This window comes from Novosphingobium sp. TK71, assembly GCF_055361505.1.
This window is the reverse complement of sequence record NZ_JBSZKA010000001.1, coordinates 1,596,141-1,613,170: the sequence shown is the minus strand read 5'-3', so window position 1 is coordinate 1,613,170 and position 17,030 is coordinate 1,596,141. Positions and strand designations below refer to the sequence as shown.

Here is a 17,030-nt window from a genome sequence, read left to right as displayed (position 1 = left end):
GTGGTAATATGTCTATATTTCAAGCCTTTCTGACGCTGCACTGGGCCATTTTGATCAAATCCCTCCGGGACACCGGAATGGCTTCCATCTCGGGCCAAAGCGGCTTTGGACGGGCAACCAGCCCGCCCGGCAGCCGCTTTGGCCCGATATGTTCGCCATTCCGGTGCCTCGCAGGCGTGATTAATGGGTCCTGACCCTAAGGCGCCTCCGCGCTTTCCTCCAGTTCGGCGATCTCGAAGACGTAGCTTTTCCAGCCGCGTATCCGCACCGCGTCCTGCGTTGCGGCCTTGCGCTTCTTCGCTTCGGCGAGCGAGCGCGTGTGGCCCCAGAACACCTCGGTCTTGCCGTTTTCCTGCACGGCGACGATGCGCCAGTAATGGGTGAAGGGATCGGCGGTCGGCCCGATCGTCTTCACATAGCCGTCCGGCATCCGGGCCGTCAGGTATCGCTTTTTCCTGGCCATGGAGCGCACCTAGAACGTTTTCCCATCCGGTGGAATCACCTGATTGGAAAATGCGCGTGACCGGGATTGCCGGGGCGGCTGATCCGGCAATCGGATCGGCCGCCCCGGCGCGGGTGCGTTTCCTTACGGCCGGTAAGGCGCTTCGGTGGGCAGCACCACGCCATTGGCCTTGGCGTAGTCCTGCCAGTCGGCGGTGAGTTCGCGCAGCTTCTCCGGGTTGGCGGCCGAAAGGTCGTCAGTCTCGCCGGGGTCCTTGGCGATGTTGAACAGGCGCCACTGGCCGTCGCCGATATCGGTGACCTTCCAGTCCCCCTTGCGCAGCGCCCGGGAGCCGAACAGCTCGGTGCCGAGCGGTTCGTCCGCGGCGTGGACGAAGGCCGCCTTGCCTTCCAGCCACGAACGCGCGCTCTTGCCCGTGATCGGCAGGACGGTGCGGCCCTGGAATGTGGTGCCGGTCGCGGGAACGCCCGCGTAGTCCAGCAGGGTGGGCGCGATGTCGGCCACGCTGACGTAGGCATTGTTCACGCTTCTGGGATGGGCGAGCCCCTTGCCGCTGACGAAGGCGACGGTGCGGGTGCCGCCCTCGGAGGCGTAGGCCTTGGTCAGCCAGGACGGCGCCGTGCCGGCCTGCGCCCATTCGGGGCCGTAAGTGATATAGGAGTTGGGCTTGCCCCGGTTGCCGAAGGAATTGTCCGCTTCGGCCACGCGGCTGCCGAGCATCTTGGCGCCGGTGGTCCGGTAATCCAGCCCTTCGGCGCCGTTGTCTGCCAGGAACACGATCACCGTGTTGTCCAGTTCGCCGCTGGCGCGCAGTTCATCGATCACCCGCCCGACATTGCTGTCCATCCGCTCCACCATCGCGGCGTAGATCTCCATGTCGCGGGCGGCTTCGCGCTTGTCGGCCACGGAGAGCGAGTCCCAGCCGCCGCGCGGCGCGCGCACGCTGTGGGCCACGGTGCCCCTGGGCACGATCCCGAGCTGCTCCTGCCGGGCGATGCGGCGGCGGCGGATCTCGTCGAAGCCGACGTCGTACCTGCCGCTCTGGCGGGCGACATCTTCCTGCGGCGCCTGCAGCGGCCAGTGCGGCGCGGTGAAGGCAAGGTAGGCGAAGAACGGCTTGTCCGGGCTTTCCTGGCGGCTCTGCTTCAGCTCGGCGATGAGGTTGGTCGCATAGGCGTCCGACGAATAGAAATCCTTGTCGAGCGAGGCGAGCACTTTGCCGTCGCGCGTATAGGTGGTGTTCTTGACCGGGTCCGGTCCCTGATCGCGGCCGTAGTGATTGCCGCCGCCCTGCAGCAGCGCGAAGCTATGCTGGAAGCCGCGCGCATGGGGGTCGAGGTCGGGCGTCAGCCCGAGGTGCCACTTGCCCGAAAGCAGCGTGCGATAGCCCCCGGCGGCAAGGCGTTCGGCAAGGCTGGCCACGTCGCGGCTCAGATAGCCCTCGTAGCCGGGCTGGCCTTTCTGGTTGGGCGCGGTGAGTTCCGCCATGCTGCCCAGTCCGGCGCGGTGATTGTCCGTGCCGGAAAGCAGCATGGAGCGCGTGGGCGAGCAGGTGGGCGCGGTGTGGAAGCCGGTCAGCCGCAGCCCGTTCAGGGCCAGCCGGTCGAGATTGGGCGTGGCGATCTCGCTGCCGAAGGCCCCGACATCGGAAAAGCCAAGGTCGTCGGCGATGATGACGAGGAAGTTCGGGCGGGCCTGCCGGGCAGGGGTTTCGGACGGCGCACCGGCGGGAGCAGGCGCCCGCGCAGCGGCCGGGGCGGCGGTAGAGGCAAGCAGGGCCGCGCCGAAAGCGGCGGCAAACGCGAAACGCGTGGTTTTCATCAGGTGGTCCTTGGTAGAAAAAGTCCCGCGCCGCGACTGGAGACGCGGCGCGGGAAGTGACGGCCTATGCAGGTATGAGGGATCAGGCCGGTTCGTAGGTGGTCGCCTTTTCCTTGCGGATGGTGCGGCTGTGGCGGCCGTCGATCGAGACAGGCACCGATCCGGCGATCGTCGCGCGGCGCAGGGTGCGGCGCTGGAGGCCGAAGTCCGCCACGGCGCGGTGCTGGGTGGCCTGGTTGTCCCAGAACGCCACGTCGCCCGGCTGCCAGCGCCAGCGCACGACGTTTTCGGGGCGGGTGATGTGTTCCTGAAGGATCGAGAAGAGCCGCGCCGAATCCGCCTGGTTCAGGCCGACGATCCGCTTCACGAAGTGGCCGAGCAGCAGGCTGCGCTGGCCCGAGACCGGGTGGATGCGGACGAGCGGATGCTCGGTCTCGTAGACGGTGGAGGCAAAGACGCTCTTGTGGAACTTGACCCGATCCTCGGCGGCGTCGTCGGCCTTGGGCGCATTGGCGAGAACCTGGGCGTAGTCGTAATCGTTCGAGTGGACGGCCCAGAGGTTGTTCACCAACTGGCGCAGGCTTTCCGGCAGCCCTTCGTAAGCGGTTTCGCCATTGGCCCAGACGGTGTCGCCGCCCGCTTCGGGAATGGTGATGGCGCGCAGGATCGAGCCGGCCGGATAGGCGTCCGTGAAGGTCACGTCGGTATGCCAGCTCGATGCGGCGTAGCCTTCCTTGCTGTCCAGTTCGAGCAGGTAGCGCGAACCTTCGGCCACCGGCACGGTCGGGTGAGCGACGGGATCGCCGAACAGCGAGGCGAAGGCTTCGTGGCGCTGGTCGTCCAGTTCGTGCTGGCCGCGGAAGAAGATCACCTTGTGGCGTACGAGTGCATCCTTGATGGCCTGCACGGTGCCCCCGTCGAGCTCTCCCGAAAGGGTTACGCCGCGAATCTCGGCGCCGATGGTGCCGGTGATCGGGGCCACGTCAAGCGGCGATGCAGGGTCCTTGGCGTTGGCGTAAGTGGCAATCGAAGTCATGGCATTCATTCCTTCTGCTTGGTCTGGAAACGGGGACGTTCGGTGTTCAAGGTCATTCGGCGGGCACGAGCGCGGCGGCGTAGACATCGTCGCGGGCCTTGAGCTGGCGGCGGACCTCTGCGTGGCGCGCGGCGTCGAGAGGGAACCCGGCCACCAGCGCGGCGGCCAGCGTGTGCGCCAGCGCGGGGCCGATGGCGAAGACCAGCAGCAGCGCGTGAAGCGCGTCGGGCGTGTTGGTGGCGGCCTTGGGGTCGAAGCCGAAGGCGGTGACGAGCGGCAGGGCAATGCCGAAGGCGAGGGCGCCGCCGAGCTTCATCGAGACGCTGAAGACCGAATAGTAGAGGCCGACACGGTCCTCGCCGGTCTCGGCGCGGTGAAGGTCGGCCACGTCGGCGACCATCGAGCGCAGCATGAGGTTGCCCGACCCTTGCGAGAGGCCCTGCGCCACCGCCAGCGCCATCATCAGGCCGAACCGGTCGGGGGTGAGGAAGACGAGCCCGAGGTTGATCGCGGCCTGGGTGAGTTCGGCGGCGACGGCGGCCCGGCCCTTGCCGAGACGCAGTCCGATGCGCCGCCAGATCGGCCCGGCCAGCACGCCGAACGAATATTGCAGCAGGAAGAACCCGGCCGCCCATTCGGGGCGCTGGAAGTAGATCGTGACGATGAACAGCAGCAGCGCGGTGCGCACGCCCTGCCCGGCGGTGACGGCGGCGTCGGCGGCCAGCACGCGCAGCAGCAGCGGATTGCCGAACACGGCCTTCAGCGTCCTGCCCAGCGCGAACGGTTCCCCGCCCACCGGCGCGCTGCGATCGGGAACGGCGGTCAGCGTCAGCAGCAGGCCGGGGACGGCGGTGAACAGCACCAGCGTGCCGAACAGGGTCAGGCGCAGCGGGCCGTCGTCAGGGCGAAGCTGGTCCGCCAGCGTGGGCAGCAGCAGGGTGAGCACCAGCGCGGCGGACGACAGCAGGGTGAACTGCGAGGCGATCCGCGTGCGCTGGTCGTAGTCTCCGCTGATCTCGCCCGACCAGGCCAGCAGCGTGGTCTGGGTGGCGGAGGCGCCGGTGTAGTAGCACAGGACGCCGATGCCGACCCAGGTGAGCCCCACGCCTTCGGGCGGGAAGAACAGCATGGCGCTGCCGATGATGAACAGCAGGCCGCCTGCCGCGATCCACGGGCGGCGCCGGCCGAAGCGGCTGACGGTACGGTCGCTCAGCGAACCGATCACCGGGTCCAGCAGCGAATTCACCACCTGGCCGATCAGGTAGACCAGCCCCAGCCCGGCCAGCGGGATGGCGTAGTGGCGCGACAGGATCGCCGGTACGAAGGCCATCACCGGCTGGGCCGCCGCGTAGACCGGCACCGCCAGGGCGGTGAAGCGCAGGAGGCGCCAGCCATCGAGCCGTTCCTGTCCCGGCGAAGATGAAGGATATGTCTCGTAAGTCATGGCTGGCGCTTCCGGTCTGGAGGGTCAGAACTTGGTACGAAGGGTCGCGCCGAAGGTGCGCGGTTCGCCGAGCTGGGCGGTGACGACGCCGGTGTTGGCGGCGCCCAGGCTCACGAAGTAGTCCTTGTCGAACAGGTTCTTGGCCCAGATCGAGAAGTCCCAGAGCCCGTCGTCGGTCTTCACGCCGATGCGGCCGTTGACGAGGCCGAAGCCGGGCACTCTGGCCCAGGCCGAATTGGAGGCCGACGTGTTGAAGTTCGAACGGTAGGCGTAGTCCGCGTGGGCGTAGAGGCCGAGGTCGCGATCGCCCAGCGTGCCGAGCGGCTGGCTGAAGTCCGCGCCCACGTTCCAGGCGAACTTGGGCACGCCGGGCAGGCGCTCGCCCGAAAGGTCCTGCACCGCGCCGAGGTTCAGCCGTTCGATCGCCTGCGGGGCATTGGTGTAGCTGACGTATTGCGCGTCGGTCCAGGTGCCCGAGGCGTTGAAGCTCAGGTTGTCCGTCGGCGCGATGTTGAATTCGGCCTCGATCCCGCGCGAGCGGACCTTGGGAATGTTGGCGATGTACTGGCGGCTGACCAGCGGGTTGGCCGGGTCGAAGTCGGTGATGGCGGTCTGGTAATCGCTGATCTCGGTCCAGAAACCGGCGGCGTTGAAGGTGGCGCGGCGGTCGAGGAACTGGGATTTCACGCCCACTTCGAAGGCGTCCACCTTCTCGGGCTTCACCGTCGGATCGGTCACGCTGGCGGGAAGCTGCGTGAGGTTGAGCCCGCCCGACTTGTTGCCGCGCGAATAGCTGCCGTAGAGGAGCACGTCCGGCGCCACCTTCCAGCTTAGCGAGATCAGGCCCGAGAGGCTGTTGTCGCTGAAGCTGGTGCTGTAGAGCGGCACCACCTTGTTGAAATTGGCGCGGATGGCGAGGATCTGCGCCTGGACGGCGTCCGAATAGCCCGAGATGTCGGCCGCCTGCGCCACCCACTGCTGGTAGACGCCCTTCTTCTCCTCATGCGTGAAGCGAAGGCCGGTGGTGAGGGTGAGGGAGGGCGTGATGTGCCAGTCCGTCTGCCCGAACGCGGCGAGCGTCTTGGTCTGCGGCTCGGAATAGGAGTTCACCTCGTAGCCGTTCAGCGCGGCGTCGGTCACCGCGTTGGAGGCGCCGAGGAACCACAGCGGCGCGGCCGAACCGTAGCCGGTGGCGCCGTAGCCGCGAACCGTCTGCCAGAAGTAATAGCCGCCGATCACGTAGTCGAAGCTGCCGCCGCTTTTCGAGGCGAGGCGCAGTTCCTGGCTGAACTGGCGCTGGCGGTTGGCCTGCTGGGCCTTGACCACGACCGGAAGCGAGGTGCTGTCACCGTCGTTGGCCGGGTCCCAGTCCCACCAGCGATAGGCGGTGATCGAGGTCAGCGTCGGCCCGCCGAGGTTCCAGTTGACCTCGCCCGAGACGCCGTAACCCGCCATGTAGGACTGGTAGTGGCTGTCCGCCTCGCCCACGCGGTCAAAGGCGTCGAAGCTGGGCAGCGTGTATCCCGGGAAACGGGCGGCGCGCTGGGCGAAGTTGCCGGCGATCGTGGTGCCGTCGGCATAAGTGGTGTGGAGGCCGGCGAAGACGTTGAGGACGTGGTTCTGCTTCTGGCGCGCATAGTCGCCGATGATGCGGACCTCGAAGTCCGGATCGGGCGTGAGGAGGATCTGGCCGCGGATGCTCTTGTTCAGGTAGTCCTGCGCGCGGCGGTTGGTGGTCTTGTTCCAGAGGAACCCGTCGTTTTCGCTGATCGCGCCGGACAGGCGCACTGCCAGCAGGTCCTTGAAGATACCGGCCGAGCCCGAGGCGCGGACCTGGTAGTAGCCGTAGTTGCCGATGCTGGCCTCGGCCGAAAGCTCGGGATCGAAGGTGGGCTTTTTCGAGGTGACGTTGATGACGCCCGAAGTGGTGTTCTTGCCGAACAGCGTGCCCTGCGGTCCGCGCAGCACTTCGATGCCCTGAAGGTCCACGAGGTCGAACTGGGCAAGGCCGACGCGGCCGTAGTAGACGTTGTCGATATAGAAGCCGACGCCGTTCTCCAGCCCGTCATTGGTGAGCGAGACGTTGGAGCCGAGGCCGCGGATGTTGATGTTGGTGTTGCGCGGGTTGAAGGTGATGACCTGGAGGCTGGGCACCTGCTGCTGGATCGAGCCCAGCGTATAGTCCCCGCGCTTTTCGAGGCTGGCGGCGCTGATCACGCTGATGGCGACCGGCACGTCCTGCACGTTTTCATCGCGGCGGCGCGAGGCGGTGACGACGATGGCCTCGCCGCTGCCGCTGTCCGCCAGGGTGTCTGCAAGGGCTGAGCTTTCGGCGGCGGCTTCGGGCGCGGCGCCGGGAACCCCGTTTTCCTCGGCGGCGAGCGCGGGCGCGGCGGCAAGAAGCGTCGCTGCGAGCGCGAGTGGACTGGTAGCGATGGCGAACTTGAGAAGCATTAAGGTCGATCCCTGTTTTCGATGTGCTCGCCCGATCGATCGTCGGGCATGAAATTCGGTATTTCGAATGTGTTAGGGTGCCGGGCGCGGCTTTTCGGGCGCCCCGTGTGCCTTCAGGGCGCAAGCCGTCGCCGCGGGACCTGCGATCAGGCCCGGCAAGGTCCGGCGGACGCACGGCTCCAGACGCGAAACTTGCGGTTTCGGCGGGAGACAGGCGAAATCTGTGACGGAGGGCGCAGTTTTCCGTCCCGCCGCCGTGGTCGGCTGGCGGTTCAGGTCCTGCGGTTCAGCCCGTTGGGCGCGTCAGTCGCGCTGGATGGTCGTCTGCATCGTATCACCTCATCATTGGCGTGAGGGGAACACGATGCCTGGCGCTGTCGCCTGAGCATCGCGCGCTTTAGCGGTTGGTAACGCGGAGCAAGCTGCTTCCCGATCAAATGCCGCGGACCAGGAAACCTTGGAAATGCACGGAGGGCCTGGTCAACCATGCCGTGCGGTGTGCTTGTCTACCTATTTGGTTGAGAATTGAGCGTCAAGCGCAAGGTTTTCTATTGCGGCCAATGGCTGGGATTTTGGGATCGGTTGAAAAGTGGCGCCATGCGACCCTTTAACCAAAGGAAATCGCGCGATTTTTTCGGGATGGGCACAAGCCCGGATAATCCCTTGGTAGGGGACTTTTCCCTAAAGAGAGGGCGTTGTAACGCAAGTGGATGGACACGCGCTTTTCCGGTTTTCCCGCGCTCGCAAGGGTGCATCGCTCGCCGTACAATGCCGAAAAAGGCGGATTCTCATGATCTTGGAAGGCAGGACGGCGCTGGTCACGGGGGCTTCCGGCGGATTCGGCCGTGAGATCGCGCTCGGCCTCGCACGGGAAGGCGCGCGGGTGGTTCTTCATGGCCGCCGGGCCGGTCAGCTTGGCGCTCTGGCGCTGGAGATCGAGGCATTGGGCGGCGAAACGGCGATCGCCGCCTTCGACCTTGAGGACGGAGCCGCCTTGCCTGCCGCGCTGGCGCAAGTGGGGCGCATCGATATCCTCGTCAACAATGCCGGCCATCGCGACCGGCGGACGATGGATGCGCTGGACCGCGAGGCGGTGCGGCGGATGCTGGAAGTGAACCTGGTTGCGCCGTTCGATCTGGCCCGTGCGATCGCGCCCGGCATGGAGCAGGGCGGCCGCATCATCAACGTGACTTCGATCGCGGGGCAGATCGCGCGGGCCGGGGATGCCGCCTATACCATGTCGAAAGGCGGCCTCGATGCCCTGACGCGCGCCCTGGCGGCGGAACTGGGGCCGCGGGGGATCACGGTGAATGCGGTGGCTCCGGGCTATTTCGCCACCGAAGCGAATGCGGCGATGGTTGCCGATCCCGAAATCGCGGATCATCTCGCGCGGCGGACATCGCTGGGGCGCTGGGGCAGGCCGGAGGAGATCGCCGGGCCTGTCGTTTTCCTGGCATCGGCGGCGGCGAGTTATGTGACCGGGCAGGTCATCGGGGTGGATGGCGGTTATCTCGCGCATTTCTGACGATGCGGCCGCTCCGCTTGCAAATCATGCGGGTGTTTTTCACCGCGCGTAACGGCGGGGCAACGGTGTCAAAGCATCTTGAGCAGGTCTGTCTGCAGCTTTGAAAATCATGTAATCATATGAAAAATAATGAGTTATTTCGGGGATTCCGCGTGAGTTGACGTACCTGTGTTGCGATTGCAAGACTTGCACCTGCGATCGAGCTTCGCGCACCTGCAATCGCAGCGGAGGTACCGGATTTTCGTGATGATTGCGTGATATGCAACTACCGCTCGATTTTCCTCATTTGCCGAATCTCTCGGTTTGGATCATTCGGAACGGGCCTTTCAGGCATCCTCTCCCAAAAACTTTCCAAGGCCGGTCATCGCGACCGGCCTTTTTTTTGGCCTACTCCAGCCCGCGCAGCCAGTGTTCGTAGAGCGTGAGCGGGTGAAGGTGCAGCCCCGCCTCGTCGAGGATGCCCGCGCACCGTTCGATGCTGGCGGCAAGGCACCTGTCATCCGGCCTGAAGCGCCTCGATACCTGGCGCTGCGCGGCGGCGATCCAGCCCAGCAGTGTCAGTTCGTCATCGCCGAGGTACAGCGTTCCGGGTTGCAGGACCGTCAGCGCCCGGCGTGTCGCCAGTGTTCGCAGGCGAACGAAGCAGGCCGCATGATCGGCGAGCGTCTCCTCCCCGCGCAGGAGCGACAGGACGCGCCGCTCGACGCGGGGGCGGCGGCGCAGGGAGCGGTTGCTGTAGGCCATCGTCGTGCCTCAGCGCATGGCGGGATCGGCAGGCGGAACGGAGGAGGCAGGTATCGGCACACGGGCCGGTGGTTTCGCCGATGCCGGCCGTGTCTCCGGGGCGCTCGTCACGATATTTCTGCTAGTGATTGTCATCTGCATAATACTATGACGTTCGGCGCCGCCGAGATTCATCATTTTTTTTCGTATTCGCGGCCGGACGGCGGTTTCTGGCCGGTTTTTTGCGCCGTCCGGCCGGCCTCAGGCGGCGGCCTCGCTGGCCTGCGGGGCGAAGCGGTCCACCAGGATCGCGCTGGCACGGTTGAGGCCGATCACGTCCACCGCGATGCCGTGGCGCTGCATTTTCGCCACCACTTCTTCCAGGGCGCCCACTGCCGTGACATCCCAGAGGTGCGCCGCCGTCAGGTCTATCCGCACATGGCGGGCGGTATCGCGCAAGTCGAACCGGTCGGCGAAGATATCGGCGCTGGCGAAGAAGACCTGCCCGGAGACGGTGTAGGTCCGGGTGTCGGTGGCGGGATCGTGATCGACGCGGATGTCCATCATCCGCGTGACCTTGAAGGCGAAGAACACCCCGCTGAGCAGCACGCCCACGGCGACCCCGGCGGAAAGGTCGTGCGTGGCGACGGTGACCGCGACGGTCGCCAGCATGACGACGCCGGAGACCTTGGGGTGGCGGCCCAGATCGCGGAGCGACTTCCACGAAAACGTGCTGATCGAGACCATGATCATGATCGCCACCAGCGCGGCGACCGGCACTTGCGCCACCCATGGCCGCAGCGGCACCATGACGACGAGCAGGAACACGCCGGCGACCAGCGTGGAGAGCCGCCCGCGTCCGCCGTAGCGCACGTTGCCCACCGTCTGCCCGATCATGCCGCAGCCAGCGATGCCGCCGAACAGCCCGGCCGCCACGTTGGCAAGGCCGAGGCCGGTGCATTCCCGTGCCTTCGAGCTGGTGGTCTCGGTCAGGTCGTCCACCACGCTGGCGGTCATCATCGATTCCAGCAGCCCCACGGCGGCCATGGCAAGGGCATAGGGCGCGACGATGCGCAGCGTGTCCCAGTCCAGCGGAACGGCGGGCAGGCCGAAGGAAGGCAGCGAGGAAGGCAGGCGGCCGAGATCGGCCACCGTTCGCACCGGCATCGGGACCACCGCGCAGATCCCGGTCAGCACGACGATGCAGATCAGCGGAGAGGGAATGGCGGTGGTGATCCGGGGAAGCAGGTAGATGATCGCAAGGCCCCCGGCGATCAGGGCATAAGTGTGCCAGGTCACGCCGAGCATCTGGGGCACCTGCGCCGAGAAGATCAGGATCGCCAGCGCGTTCACGAAGCCGGTGCGGACCGACCGCGAGACGAACCGCAGCAGCACGTCGAGCTTCACCAGCCCGAAGACGATCTGCAGCAGTCCGGCCATGATGGTGGCGACGAGGAGATAGGACAGCCCGTGGCTGCTCACCAGCGCCGCCGCAACCAGGGCGACCGAGCCGGCCGCGCCGGAGATCATCGCCGGCCGGCCACCGGCGAAAGCGATTACGATCCCGATCACGAACGAGGCGAACAGGCCGACTTCGGGGTCGATGCCGGCCACGAAGGAAAAGGCGATCACTTCGGGGATCAGCGCGAAAGTGCCGACCATGCCGGCCAGGATGTCCCGCCGGGCATCGGCGCCGCCGCTGAACCATTCGCTGCGATATCGGGCAAGGGACAGGGTATTCATCGATAGGGGTTTCCGCAGGAATCGCATCGGCGCCGTTCGCCCGGTGGGCTGGCCATGGGTCTGGCCGGGGGTCTGACGGGCGGGGCAGGGATTGCGAATTGCGTTGTCCGGCGGATCGGCGGCCGGAATAGCCACCCGGGATTGCACCGGGTCCAGGTGAGTGACGTTCGCCTAGCCTCAAGCCGGGGCGGGCGCAATATCGGGCTGCGACGCAAAAATGGACGTTCACGGGCTTACCGCCTAGGCTGTGGGTATGCGCAAGATTTTTGAACCGGATGCAAAGGCGCCGCTGGGCGCGGACAGGGCGCGGGCGCTTGAGGTCTTTGCGACGGTGGCGGCCGAAGGCAGTTTTTCCGCTGCCGGGCGCGTGCTTGGCCTCACGCCTTCGGCGGTGAGCCGCACGGTGGATCGCATCGAGGCGCGGCTTGGCGTGCGGCTGTTGCTGCGGACCACGCGGGCCCTGTCGCTGACGGCGGAAGGGCAGGCCTATCTTGGTGCGGCGCGCCGGATTCTCGCCGATCTCGACGATGCCGAGCAGGCCATCGCCGATCGCGGCACGCCGCGCGGGCGGCTGCGGATCAGCGCTGCCCATGCGCACGGACGGCTGACCATCGTTCCCCTGCTGGGCGAATTCGCGCGGCTCTATCCGCACATTCTGGTCGATATCAGCCTGAGCGACCGGCTGGTCGATGTCGCGGCGGGTGATGCCGACGTGGCGATCCGTTTCGGCCCGCTTGCCGACAGTCCGCTGACCGCGCGCAAGCTGGGGGAGAACCGCCGGGTAATCGTCGCCTCGCCGGAATATCTCGCACGGCGGGGGACGCCGCGCGTTCCCGAGGACCTGCTCCACCATAACTGCCTGAACTTCAACTTCCGCCGGGCCGAGCCGGTCTGGCCGTTTCGCCGGGACGGGCAGGACCATGCGCTGAGCGTGCGCGGCAGCATCGAGGCGAACAACGGCGAGACCCTGGGCCAGCTCGCGGCGGACGGTGTGGGGATCACCCGTGTCGGCCGGTTCAGCGTGGTGGAGGAGATTGCCTCAGGCCGGCTGGTGCCCTTGCTGGAGGACTACAACCCCGGCGACGTCGAACTGGTCCACGCGGTATTCGTGGGCGGACCGAACATGCCGGCCCGGGTCAGGGTTTTCGTGGATTTCCTGAGCGAGCGGCTGCGCTAGGCAGTGTGTGCAGATCGTCGGGGGAAGCGGACATGCTCCCATGGGCGGTGATCACGATTGGGCCGATAGGCGACTGTCCGGTTCTGAGCCGAGTAGCGAGGATAGCTGACATTCACGCGAAGCCGGCTGCCGACTAAACTATTACGTTGGGTTAATTACTCTTGAATAGCTGCTAAATCCAGAAATGCGCCATTTACTCATTTCAATCTGCCAGCACGAACGTCCGGGATCAGCAAAGTCGGCGGGCGCGAAACGCCAAGCTTTCGAACCAAGGACTGTTAAGGCGGTTTACGACCTCATCGCCTGGAGCCGGTCGCAAGGTTCGCAGCCATTAACATGGATCAAACCGTTTTGCGGGAGCCGATCCCATATCCTGCGCATTTTGCGGAAATGACCCGATCTGTCGCGTTCGTCGGTGCCGGCCCGACCACCATCTACACGCTGCACGCCTTGCTGCAACAGGAGGCGCCGCCATTCGAACTCACTCTGTTCGAAAAGCAGGCGAGCGCTGGACGGGGCACCCCCTATCGGCCCGGCTGGAACGATCCGGCAATGCTGTCCAACATCGCCAGCGTGGAGATTCCGCCGCTGGAGGAGACACTGGTCGATTGGCTCGACCGGCAGAGCGACGATCGACTTGCAGAATTGCACATCGTTCGCGAGCAGATCGATGATCGCGCATTCTACCCGCGCGTGCTGCTCGGCGAATACTTCTACGATCAGCTTCAGGCGATGCTCGGGCGGGCCACGTGCGCCGGTGTGAAGGTGAACGTGCGTACGCGGTGCGAAGTCATTGATGCGACGAGCGGAAACGATGGAATGACCCTGGTGGTGCGGCCGGAGCGGGGAGTTGTTTTCGAGACCCTCTTCGACCATGTCGTGCTTGCAACCGGTCATCAATGGCCAGCCCAACCGGAAGTGCGGCCGGGCTATTTCCTCAGCCCTTGGCCTGCCTCCGAGATCGAAAAGATTCGCGCGTGCCGGATCGGCATTCGCGGGTCGTCGCTGACCGCGATCGATGCAGCCGTGGCGCTGGCGGTAAGCCATGGCGAGTTCGTCGACGATGGCGAGGGTGGGCTGGTCTACGCGCCTCGCGGGGATACCCACGACTTCCATATGACCATGCTGTCGCGCAAGGGGCTGCTGCCCGAGGCGGACTTCTATTTCCCCATTCCCTATGAGCCGCTCGCCATCTGCAACGACGAAGCCATCGAAGCCCTGATCGCCGGGCAGAAGGACGACCTTCTCGATCGAGCGTTTGCGCTGTTCAAGCAGGAACTGGCCGAAGCCGATGGCGCTTATGCAGAGCAGGTCGGGCTCGACCGGCTCGATATGGAAGAGTTCTGCGACGGCTACTTTGCCGAGCGTATGGCGGCTGACCCATTTGTATGGGCGGAACGGAACCTGGCGGAAGCGCAGGCGGATTACGAGGCACGCCGCACCTTGGCATGGCGCTACGCGATCCTGCGGATGCACGAAGTCATTCAAAGCATCATACCGCATCTCGACGATGCAGATTTCCAGCGCTTCTCTCGCTTCTTCAAACCCGTGTTCGTCGACGATTACGCTACGGTTCCGCACGAATCGATCAAGCGCATGTTGGCGCTTCACAACGCCGGCAAGCTAGACGTCTTACGAGTGGGGAAGAACTACAGGATCGACAGTCACCGGGCGGAAAGCGGCGCCGTTCTGCACCTCGACGGTGAAGCGGCCCATTTCCCGGTTTTCATCGAGGCTACCGGCCAGCGTGCTCTGGCGGCCAAGGACTTCCCTTTCGCCTCGCTGCGCGATCAGGGCATCGTGCGCGACGTGGCAGCCGGCCAGGAACGCGGTCCTGTGCGGGGCATCGTCGTCGACGACGAGTTTCATCCCATATCGCCCGACCTCCCGGCCGACCAGCTCTTCTGTCTGAGCCTGCCTTTCATCATGGGCAGGCATCCCTTCATCCAGGGCATCACCAGTTCTTGCGAAATCGGCGAGGTCGTGGGCGCGGAACTGGCCGCCGCCCTTGCCCGGGAAAGCGCGGTAGCGGTCGAACAGGCCAGCGACGCAAAGGGCATGGCTCTTTCATGAAGTTGTTCGCAATCTACATAGGCGGCGAATTTCCTGGCGCCAACATCGAAGTCCACGACGTGCGGTTCGTGGTCGCCAACGCGATCGAGGAGACCTACGCGGCATTGCGCCGGGACTGGTGGGGCTTGCCCCGAAGTCTGCACATCGATTGCTGGGCACAGATCACTCATGCCGATGGCCATGACGTGTCCCTGCGCTCCGAGCCGTTCACCGGGCCCGAGAAACTCTATTTCGTCAATCTCGGCGGCTACGAGCCCGGGGAGTTCGCGGAACGACACCGCAATGTCTTCGTCGTGGCTGAAAGCGAGGGCAAGGCCAAGTCGCGCGCGATGAAGTCGGTCAGGCACTGGGCCGATCCGCACAAGGACGACCTGTATGAAGCGGAACAAGCTTTCTGCCTGACGGACCAGCCCGTGGGCGATCGACTTTACGTGCATTTGACGCCGGCTTCTCCCGGCATCGAACCCACCTTTATCTGCCAGTATATACCCATCCGGAAAAGCAGTTGAGCCGTCCGGTCGTGCAGTGGGAACCTGCTGCCCTGCCTGGGCCGGTCCGAGGAGGATGTCCAGGCCACCGGTGCGCAGGCCGTGACGATGGAAGATTCGCTTTCGTGCATCCACGGCTCGCTCGGCAAGAACACACCGGCCTCCGAACATCTCCGCTCGGAAACAGCGATCGTCGCAGGCATCGCCAAGGCGACCCTTCCAGCTAATTCCAACGTGCGCTGGGACGAATGGACAGGAGACTACGCCAAGATCCGCGATTGCATCGAGAAGACCTATCCCGAGCAGTTCCACGACTTTAACCGGCGCGTCTTCACGCCGGGCGGGTTTCATCGCGGCAATCCGGCGCGTGACCGGATATGGAAGACCGAAAGCGGCAGGGCGCAATTCAGCGTGCCCACCGCCATGCGCTCGATCGGCTTTGAGGACGCGCCCGGTCGTTTCCGCCTGATGACCTTGCGGTCGAACGATCAGTTCAACACCACGATCTACGGCTATTCCGACCGTCTGCGCGGTATCGAGGGCACGCGGGACGTCGTGCTCATGAACCCGGACGACATCGCCGAGGCCGGACTGGTGCAAGGTCAGGTCATCGGGCTGGTCGGCGATGCCGGCGACGGGGTCCACCGGGAGGTAAGCGGGTTGACCGTCACCCCCTTCCTGCTCCCGCGCGGCTGCATCGGCGCATACGATCCCGAGATGAACCCGCTTATCCCGGTATGGTATCATGACGAGCAATCGCGAACGCCTGGCTCAAAGGGCGTACCCGTGCGGCTTGTTGCAAACCCACGAACGACCTGAACGCCTCTGGCGCACGCTGACGCGCCCGCAGTCCCAGGAGCGATTGCGACGGCGAGACGTTGGACTGGTATGAGCGAAAGCAATCGCACGTCCAACCCGGTCAAGCGGGCCATCCGGCAACAGGTCGTCGGCATGTTCAACGACCGCGAGCAAGGCGAGGCACCGGTGGTGAGGAGCCGAAACGCGCTGTTCGCGCCGACATCGGTCGCCTGGCGGGTCCATGGTGACGTCGCCTCTATGATGGCGGGCGGCATCGCCAGTCTTTTGCTGCAGATGCTGCATCCCGGCGTTCTGGCAGGGGTGTGGGACCATTCCAATTTTCGTGCCGACATGCACGGCAGACTGCGGCGTACCGCCCGCTTCATCGCCACAACCACCTATGCCGATCGGTCCGCAGCCGAGGCTATGATCAGGCGGGTCCGGTCCGTCCATGATGGCGTCAAGGGGCATCTGCCGGACGGCACGGCGTATCAAGCGAACGACCCCGCGCTTCTGGCGTGGGTGCATGTCACAGAGACCCATAGCTTCCTCGACGCCTGGATTCGCTACGGTGAGCCCTGGATGTCGCGTGCGGATCAGGATCGCTACTTTGCCGAGATGGCCTTGATCGGCGGGGCGCTGGGGGCAGAACCCCTGCCGCGCACGCGGGCCGAGGCGAACCGCCTGATAACTGGGATGCGTCCGGCGCTGAGGGCGGATGCGCGAACGGCCGAAGTCGCGAGGCTGATCCTGCATCCGGTCGCAGCGAACCGGCTCGCCGCAATGCCTGGCAGGCTTGCCGGTCAGGCCGGCGTCGATCTGCTGCCACGCTGGGCTCGCTCGCTCCATGGCCTGTCTCCCTCGCCGCTTCGAACGCCGCTGGTGCGCGCGGGCACGCTGGGCGTCGCGCAGGCGCTGCGTTGGGCGTTCAGGTGATGGGCCGCCAGGACGAGCAGCTACGGGAACTGCAGCGCGCGATGCACGACGCCGCGGCGCAGGGAGACTTCGAGCAGGCGGCGCAACTGCGCGACCGGATCAGCCTATTGCGCGGCATTCCTGCCGATACTCTGGCACAGGACATCGATCCCTCCGGTCTCGTTCGTCAACAACCGGGAGCGATGGGGCTGGGCACGAGCCATGGGCACGTAAAGCCACCTCCGGGATGGACACCGCCGAAGAAACCGGACCCGATGACGAAGGGCCGCCGAAGGGGGCGCAAGGGCCCGGACTGATCTGCGCCGGGTCGTACGAAGGACAACTTCTGTGCGTCTTCCGGGAACGCGCG

Annotated in this window: 13 protein-coding genes, 1 pseudogene and 1 other annotated feature; of the genes and pseudogenes, 7 read left to right on the top strand and 7 right to left on the bottom strand. The window is 65.6% G+C overall.

The window, feature by feature from the left end; genetic code table 11:
* Window positions 1-196: 196 nt before the first annotated feature.
* The 5 genes from ACXJ16_RS23160 to ACXJ16_RS23140 form a co-directional block, all read right to left on the bottom strand.
* A complete protein-coding gene (locus ACXJ16_RS23160; protein WP_132470255.1) occupies window positions 197-463 on the bottom strand; it encodes a hypothetical protein in 267 nt (88 codons plus the stop codon).
* Window positions 464-586: 123 nt separating this feature from the next.
* Window positions 587-2,284 (bottom strand): arylsulfatase, encoded by a 1,698-nt coding sequence (locus ACXJ16_RS23155; RefSeq protein ID WP_185999056.1) that lies wholly within the window; start codon window positions 2,282-2,284, stop codon window positions 587-589.
* An 82-nt stretch (window positions 2,285-2,366) separates the two neighbouring features.
* Entirely contained in the window at window positions 2,367-3,320 is a 954-nt protein-coding gene (locus ACXJ16_RS23150) for a TauD/TfdA dioxygenase family protein (RefSeq protein WP_054434423.1), read from the bottom strand.
* A 52-nt stretch (window positions 3,321-3,372) separates the two neighbouring features.
* Window positions 3,373-4,764, bottom strand: a complete 1,392-nt coding sequence (locus ACXJ16_RS23145; RefSeq protein ID WP_463922270.1) for an MFS transporter — start codon at window positions 4,762-4,764, stop codon at window positions 3,373-3,375.
* A 24-nt stretch (window positions 4,765-4,788) separates the two neighbouring features.
* A complete protein-coding gene (locus tag ACXJ16_RS23140; protein WP_463922269.1) occupies window positions 4,789-7,218 on the bottom strand; it encodes a TonB-dependent receptor in 2,430 nt (809 codons plus the stop codon).
* Window positions 7,219-8,008: 790 nt separating this feature from the next.
* Here ACXJ16_RS23140 and ACXJ16_RS23135 point away from each other — a divergent pair.
* Window positions 8,009-8,743, top strand: coding sequence for an SDR family oxidoreductase (locus tag ACXJ16_RS23135; RefSeq protein WP_463922267.1), 735 nt, complete (start codon window positions 8,009-8,011; stop codon window positions 8,741-8,743).
* A 387-nt stretch (window positions 8,744-9,130) separates the two neighbouring features.
* On the opposite strand, the gene ACXJ16_RS23130 is transcribed toward ACXJ16_RS23135, so the two are convergent.
* Both ACXJ16_RS23130 and ACXJ16_RS23125 read right to left on the bottom strand, forming a co-directional pair.
* Window positions 9,131-9,487, bottom strand: coding sequence for a hypothetical protein (locus ACXJ16_RS23130; RefSeq protein WP_463922265.1), 357 nt, complete (start codon window positions 9,485-9,487; stop codon window positions 9,131-9,133).
* Between the two features lie 240 nt (window positions 9,488-9,727).
* On the bottom strand, window positions 9,728-11,209 hold the full coding sequence (locus ACXJ16_RS23125; protein WP_463922263.1) for a SulP family inorganic anion transporter: 1,482 nt from the start codon (window positions 11,207-11,209) through the stop codon (window positions 9,728-9,730).
* 101 nt (window positions 11,210-11,310) lie between these two features.
* Window positions 11,311-11,366 (bottom strand) — a sequence feature (sul1 is cis-regulatory element that is thought to sense ions involved in sulfur or methionine metabolism; They are found in Alphaproteobacteria).
* Between the two features lie 96 nt (window positions 11,367-11,462).
* On the opposite strand from ACXJ16_RS23125, the gene ACXJ16_RS23120 reads away from it, so the two are divergent.
* From ACXJ16_RS23120 to ACXJ16_RS23095, 6 genes and pseudogenes are all read left to right on the top strand, one after another.
* Window positions 11,463-12,386: a LysR family transcriptional regulator gene (locus tag ACXJ16_RS23120; RefSeq protein ID WP_054434420.1), complete on the top strand. Its 924-nt coding sequence runs from the start codon at window positions 11,463-11,465 to the stop codon at window positions 12,384-12,386.
* Between the two features lie 390 nt (window positions 12,387-12,776).
* On the top strand, window positions 12,777-14,459 hold the full coding sequence (locus ACXJ16_RS23115; RefSeq protein WP_463922261.1) for an FAD/NAD(P)-binding protein: 1,683 nt from the start codon (window positions 12,777-12,779) through the stop codon (window positions 14,457-14,459).
* Window positions 14,456-14,968, top strand: a complete 513-nt coding sequence (locus tag ACXJ16_RS23110) for a DUF1543 domain-containing protein (RefSeq protein WP_463922260.1) — start codon at window positions 14,456-14,458, stop codon at window positions 14,966-14,968. Before ACXJ16_RS23115 ends, ACXJ16_RS23110 begins: the two co-directional genes overlap by 4 nt.
* A 24-nt stretch (window positions 14,969-14,992) precedes the next feature.
* Window positions 14,993-15,766, top strand: a pseudogene (locus ACXJ16_RS23105) (molybdopterin dinucleotide binding domain-containing protein); the annotation flags it as partial.
* Between the two features lie 69 nt (window positions 15,767-15,835).
* Window positions 15,836-16,681, top strand: coding sequence for an oxygenase MpaB family protein (locus ACXJ16_RS23100; RefSeq protein WP_008828975.1), 846 nt, complete (start codon window positions 15,836-15,838; stop codon window positions 16,679-16,681).
* On the top strand, window positions 16,681-16,977 hold the full coding sequence (locus ACXJ16_RS23095; protein ID WP_463922257.1) for a UvrB/UvrC motif-containing protein: 297 nt from the start codon (window positions 16,681-16,683) through the stop codon (window positions 16,975-16,977). Before ACXJ16_RS23100 ends, ACXJ16_RS23095 begins: the two co-directional genes overlap by 1 nt.
* The last annotated feature ends 53 nt before the right edge of the window (window positions 16,978-17,030 follow it).

Excerpts from the sequence above, each read along its gene's own strand:
- ACXJ16_RS23135 (WP_463922267.1), top strand. The coding sequence starts at position 8,009 with ATGATCTTGGAAGGCAGGACGGCGCTGGTCACGGGGGCTTCCGGCGGA.
- ACXJ16_RS23120 (WP_054434420.1), top strand. The coding sequence starts at position 11,463 with ATGCGCAAGATTTTTGAACCGGATGCAAAGGCGCCGCTGGGCGCGGAC.
- ACXJ16_RS23140 (WP_463922269.1), bottom strand. The coding sequence starts at position 7,218 with ATGCTTCTCAAGTTCGCCATCGCTACCAGTCCACTCGCGCTCGCAGCG.
- ACXJ16_RS23145 (WP_463922270.1), bottom strand. The coding sequence starts at position 4,764 with ATGACTTACGAGACATATCCTTCATCTTCGCCGGGACAGGAACGGCTC.
- ACXJ16_RS23095 (WP_463922257.1), top strand. The coding sequence starts at position 16,681 with ATGGGCCGCCAGGACGAGCAGCTACGGGAACTGCAGCGCGCGATGCAC.
- ACXJ16_RS23115 (WP_463922261.1), top strand. The coding sequence starts at position 12,777 with ATGACCCGATCTGTCGCGTTCGTCGGTGCCGGCCCGACCACCATCTAC.
- ACXJ16_RS23125 (WP_463922263.1), bottom strand. The coding sequence starts at position 11,209 with ATGAATACCCTGTCCCTTGCCCGATATCGCAGCGAATGGTTCAGCGGC.
- ACXJ16_RS23110 (WP_463922260.1), top strand. The coding sequence starts at position 14,456 with ATGAAGTTGTTCGCAATCTACATAGGCGGCGAATTTCCTGGCGCCAAC.
- ACXJ16_RS23100 (WP_008828975.1), top strand. The coding sequence starts at position 15,836 with ATGAGCGAAAGCAATCGCACGTCCAACCCGGTCAAGCGGGCCATCCGG.
- ACXJ16_RS23150 (WP_054434423.1), bottom strand. The coding sequence starts at position 3,320 with ATGACTTCGATTGCCACTTACGCCAACGCCAAGGACCCTGCATCGCCG.
- ACXJ16_RS23130 (WP_463922265.1), bottom strand. The coding sequence starts at position 9,487 with ATGGCCTACAGCAACCGCTCCCTGCGCCGCCGCCCCCGCGTCGAGCGG.
- ACXJ16_RS23160 (WP_132470255.1), bottom strand. The coding sequence starts at position 463 with ATGGCCAGGAAAAAGCGATACCTGACGGCCCGGATGCCGGACGGCTAT.
- ACXJ16_RS23155 (WP_185999056.1), bottom strand. The coding sequence starts at position 2,284 with ATGAAAACCACGCGTTTCGCGTTTGCCGCCGCTTTCGGCGCGGCCCTG.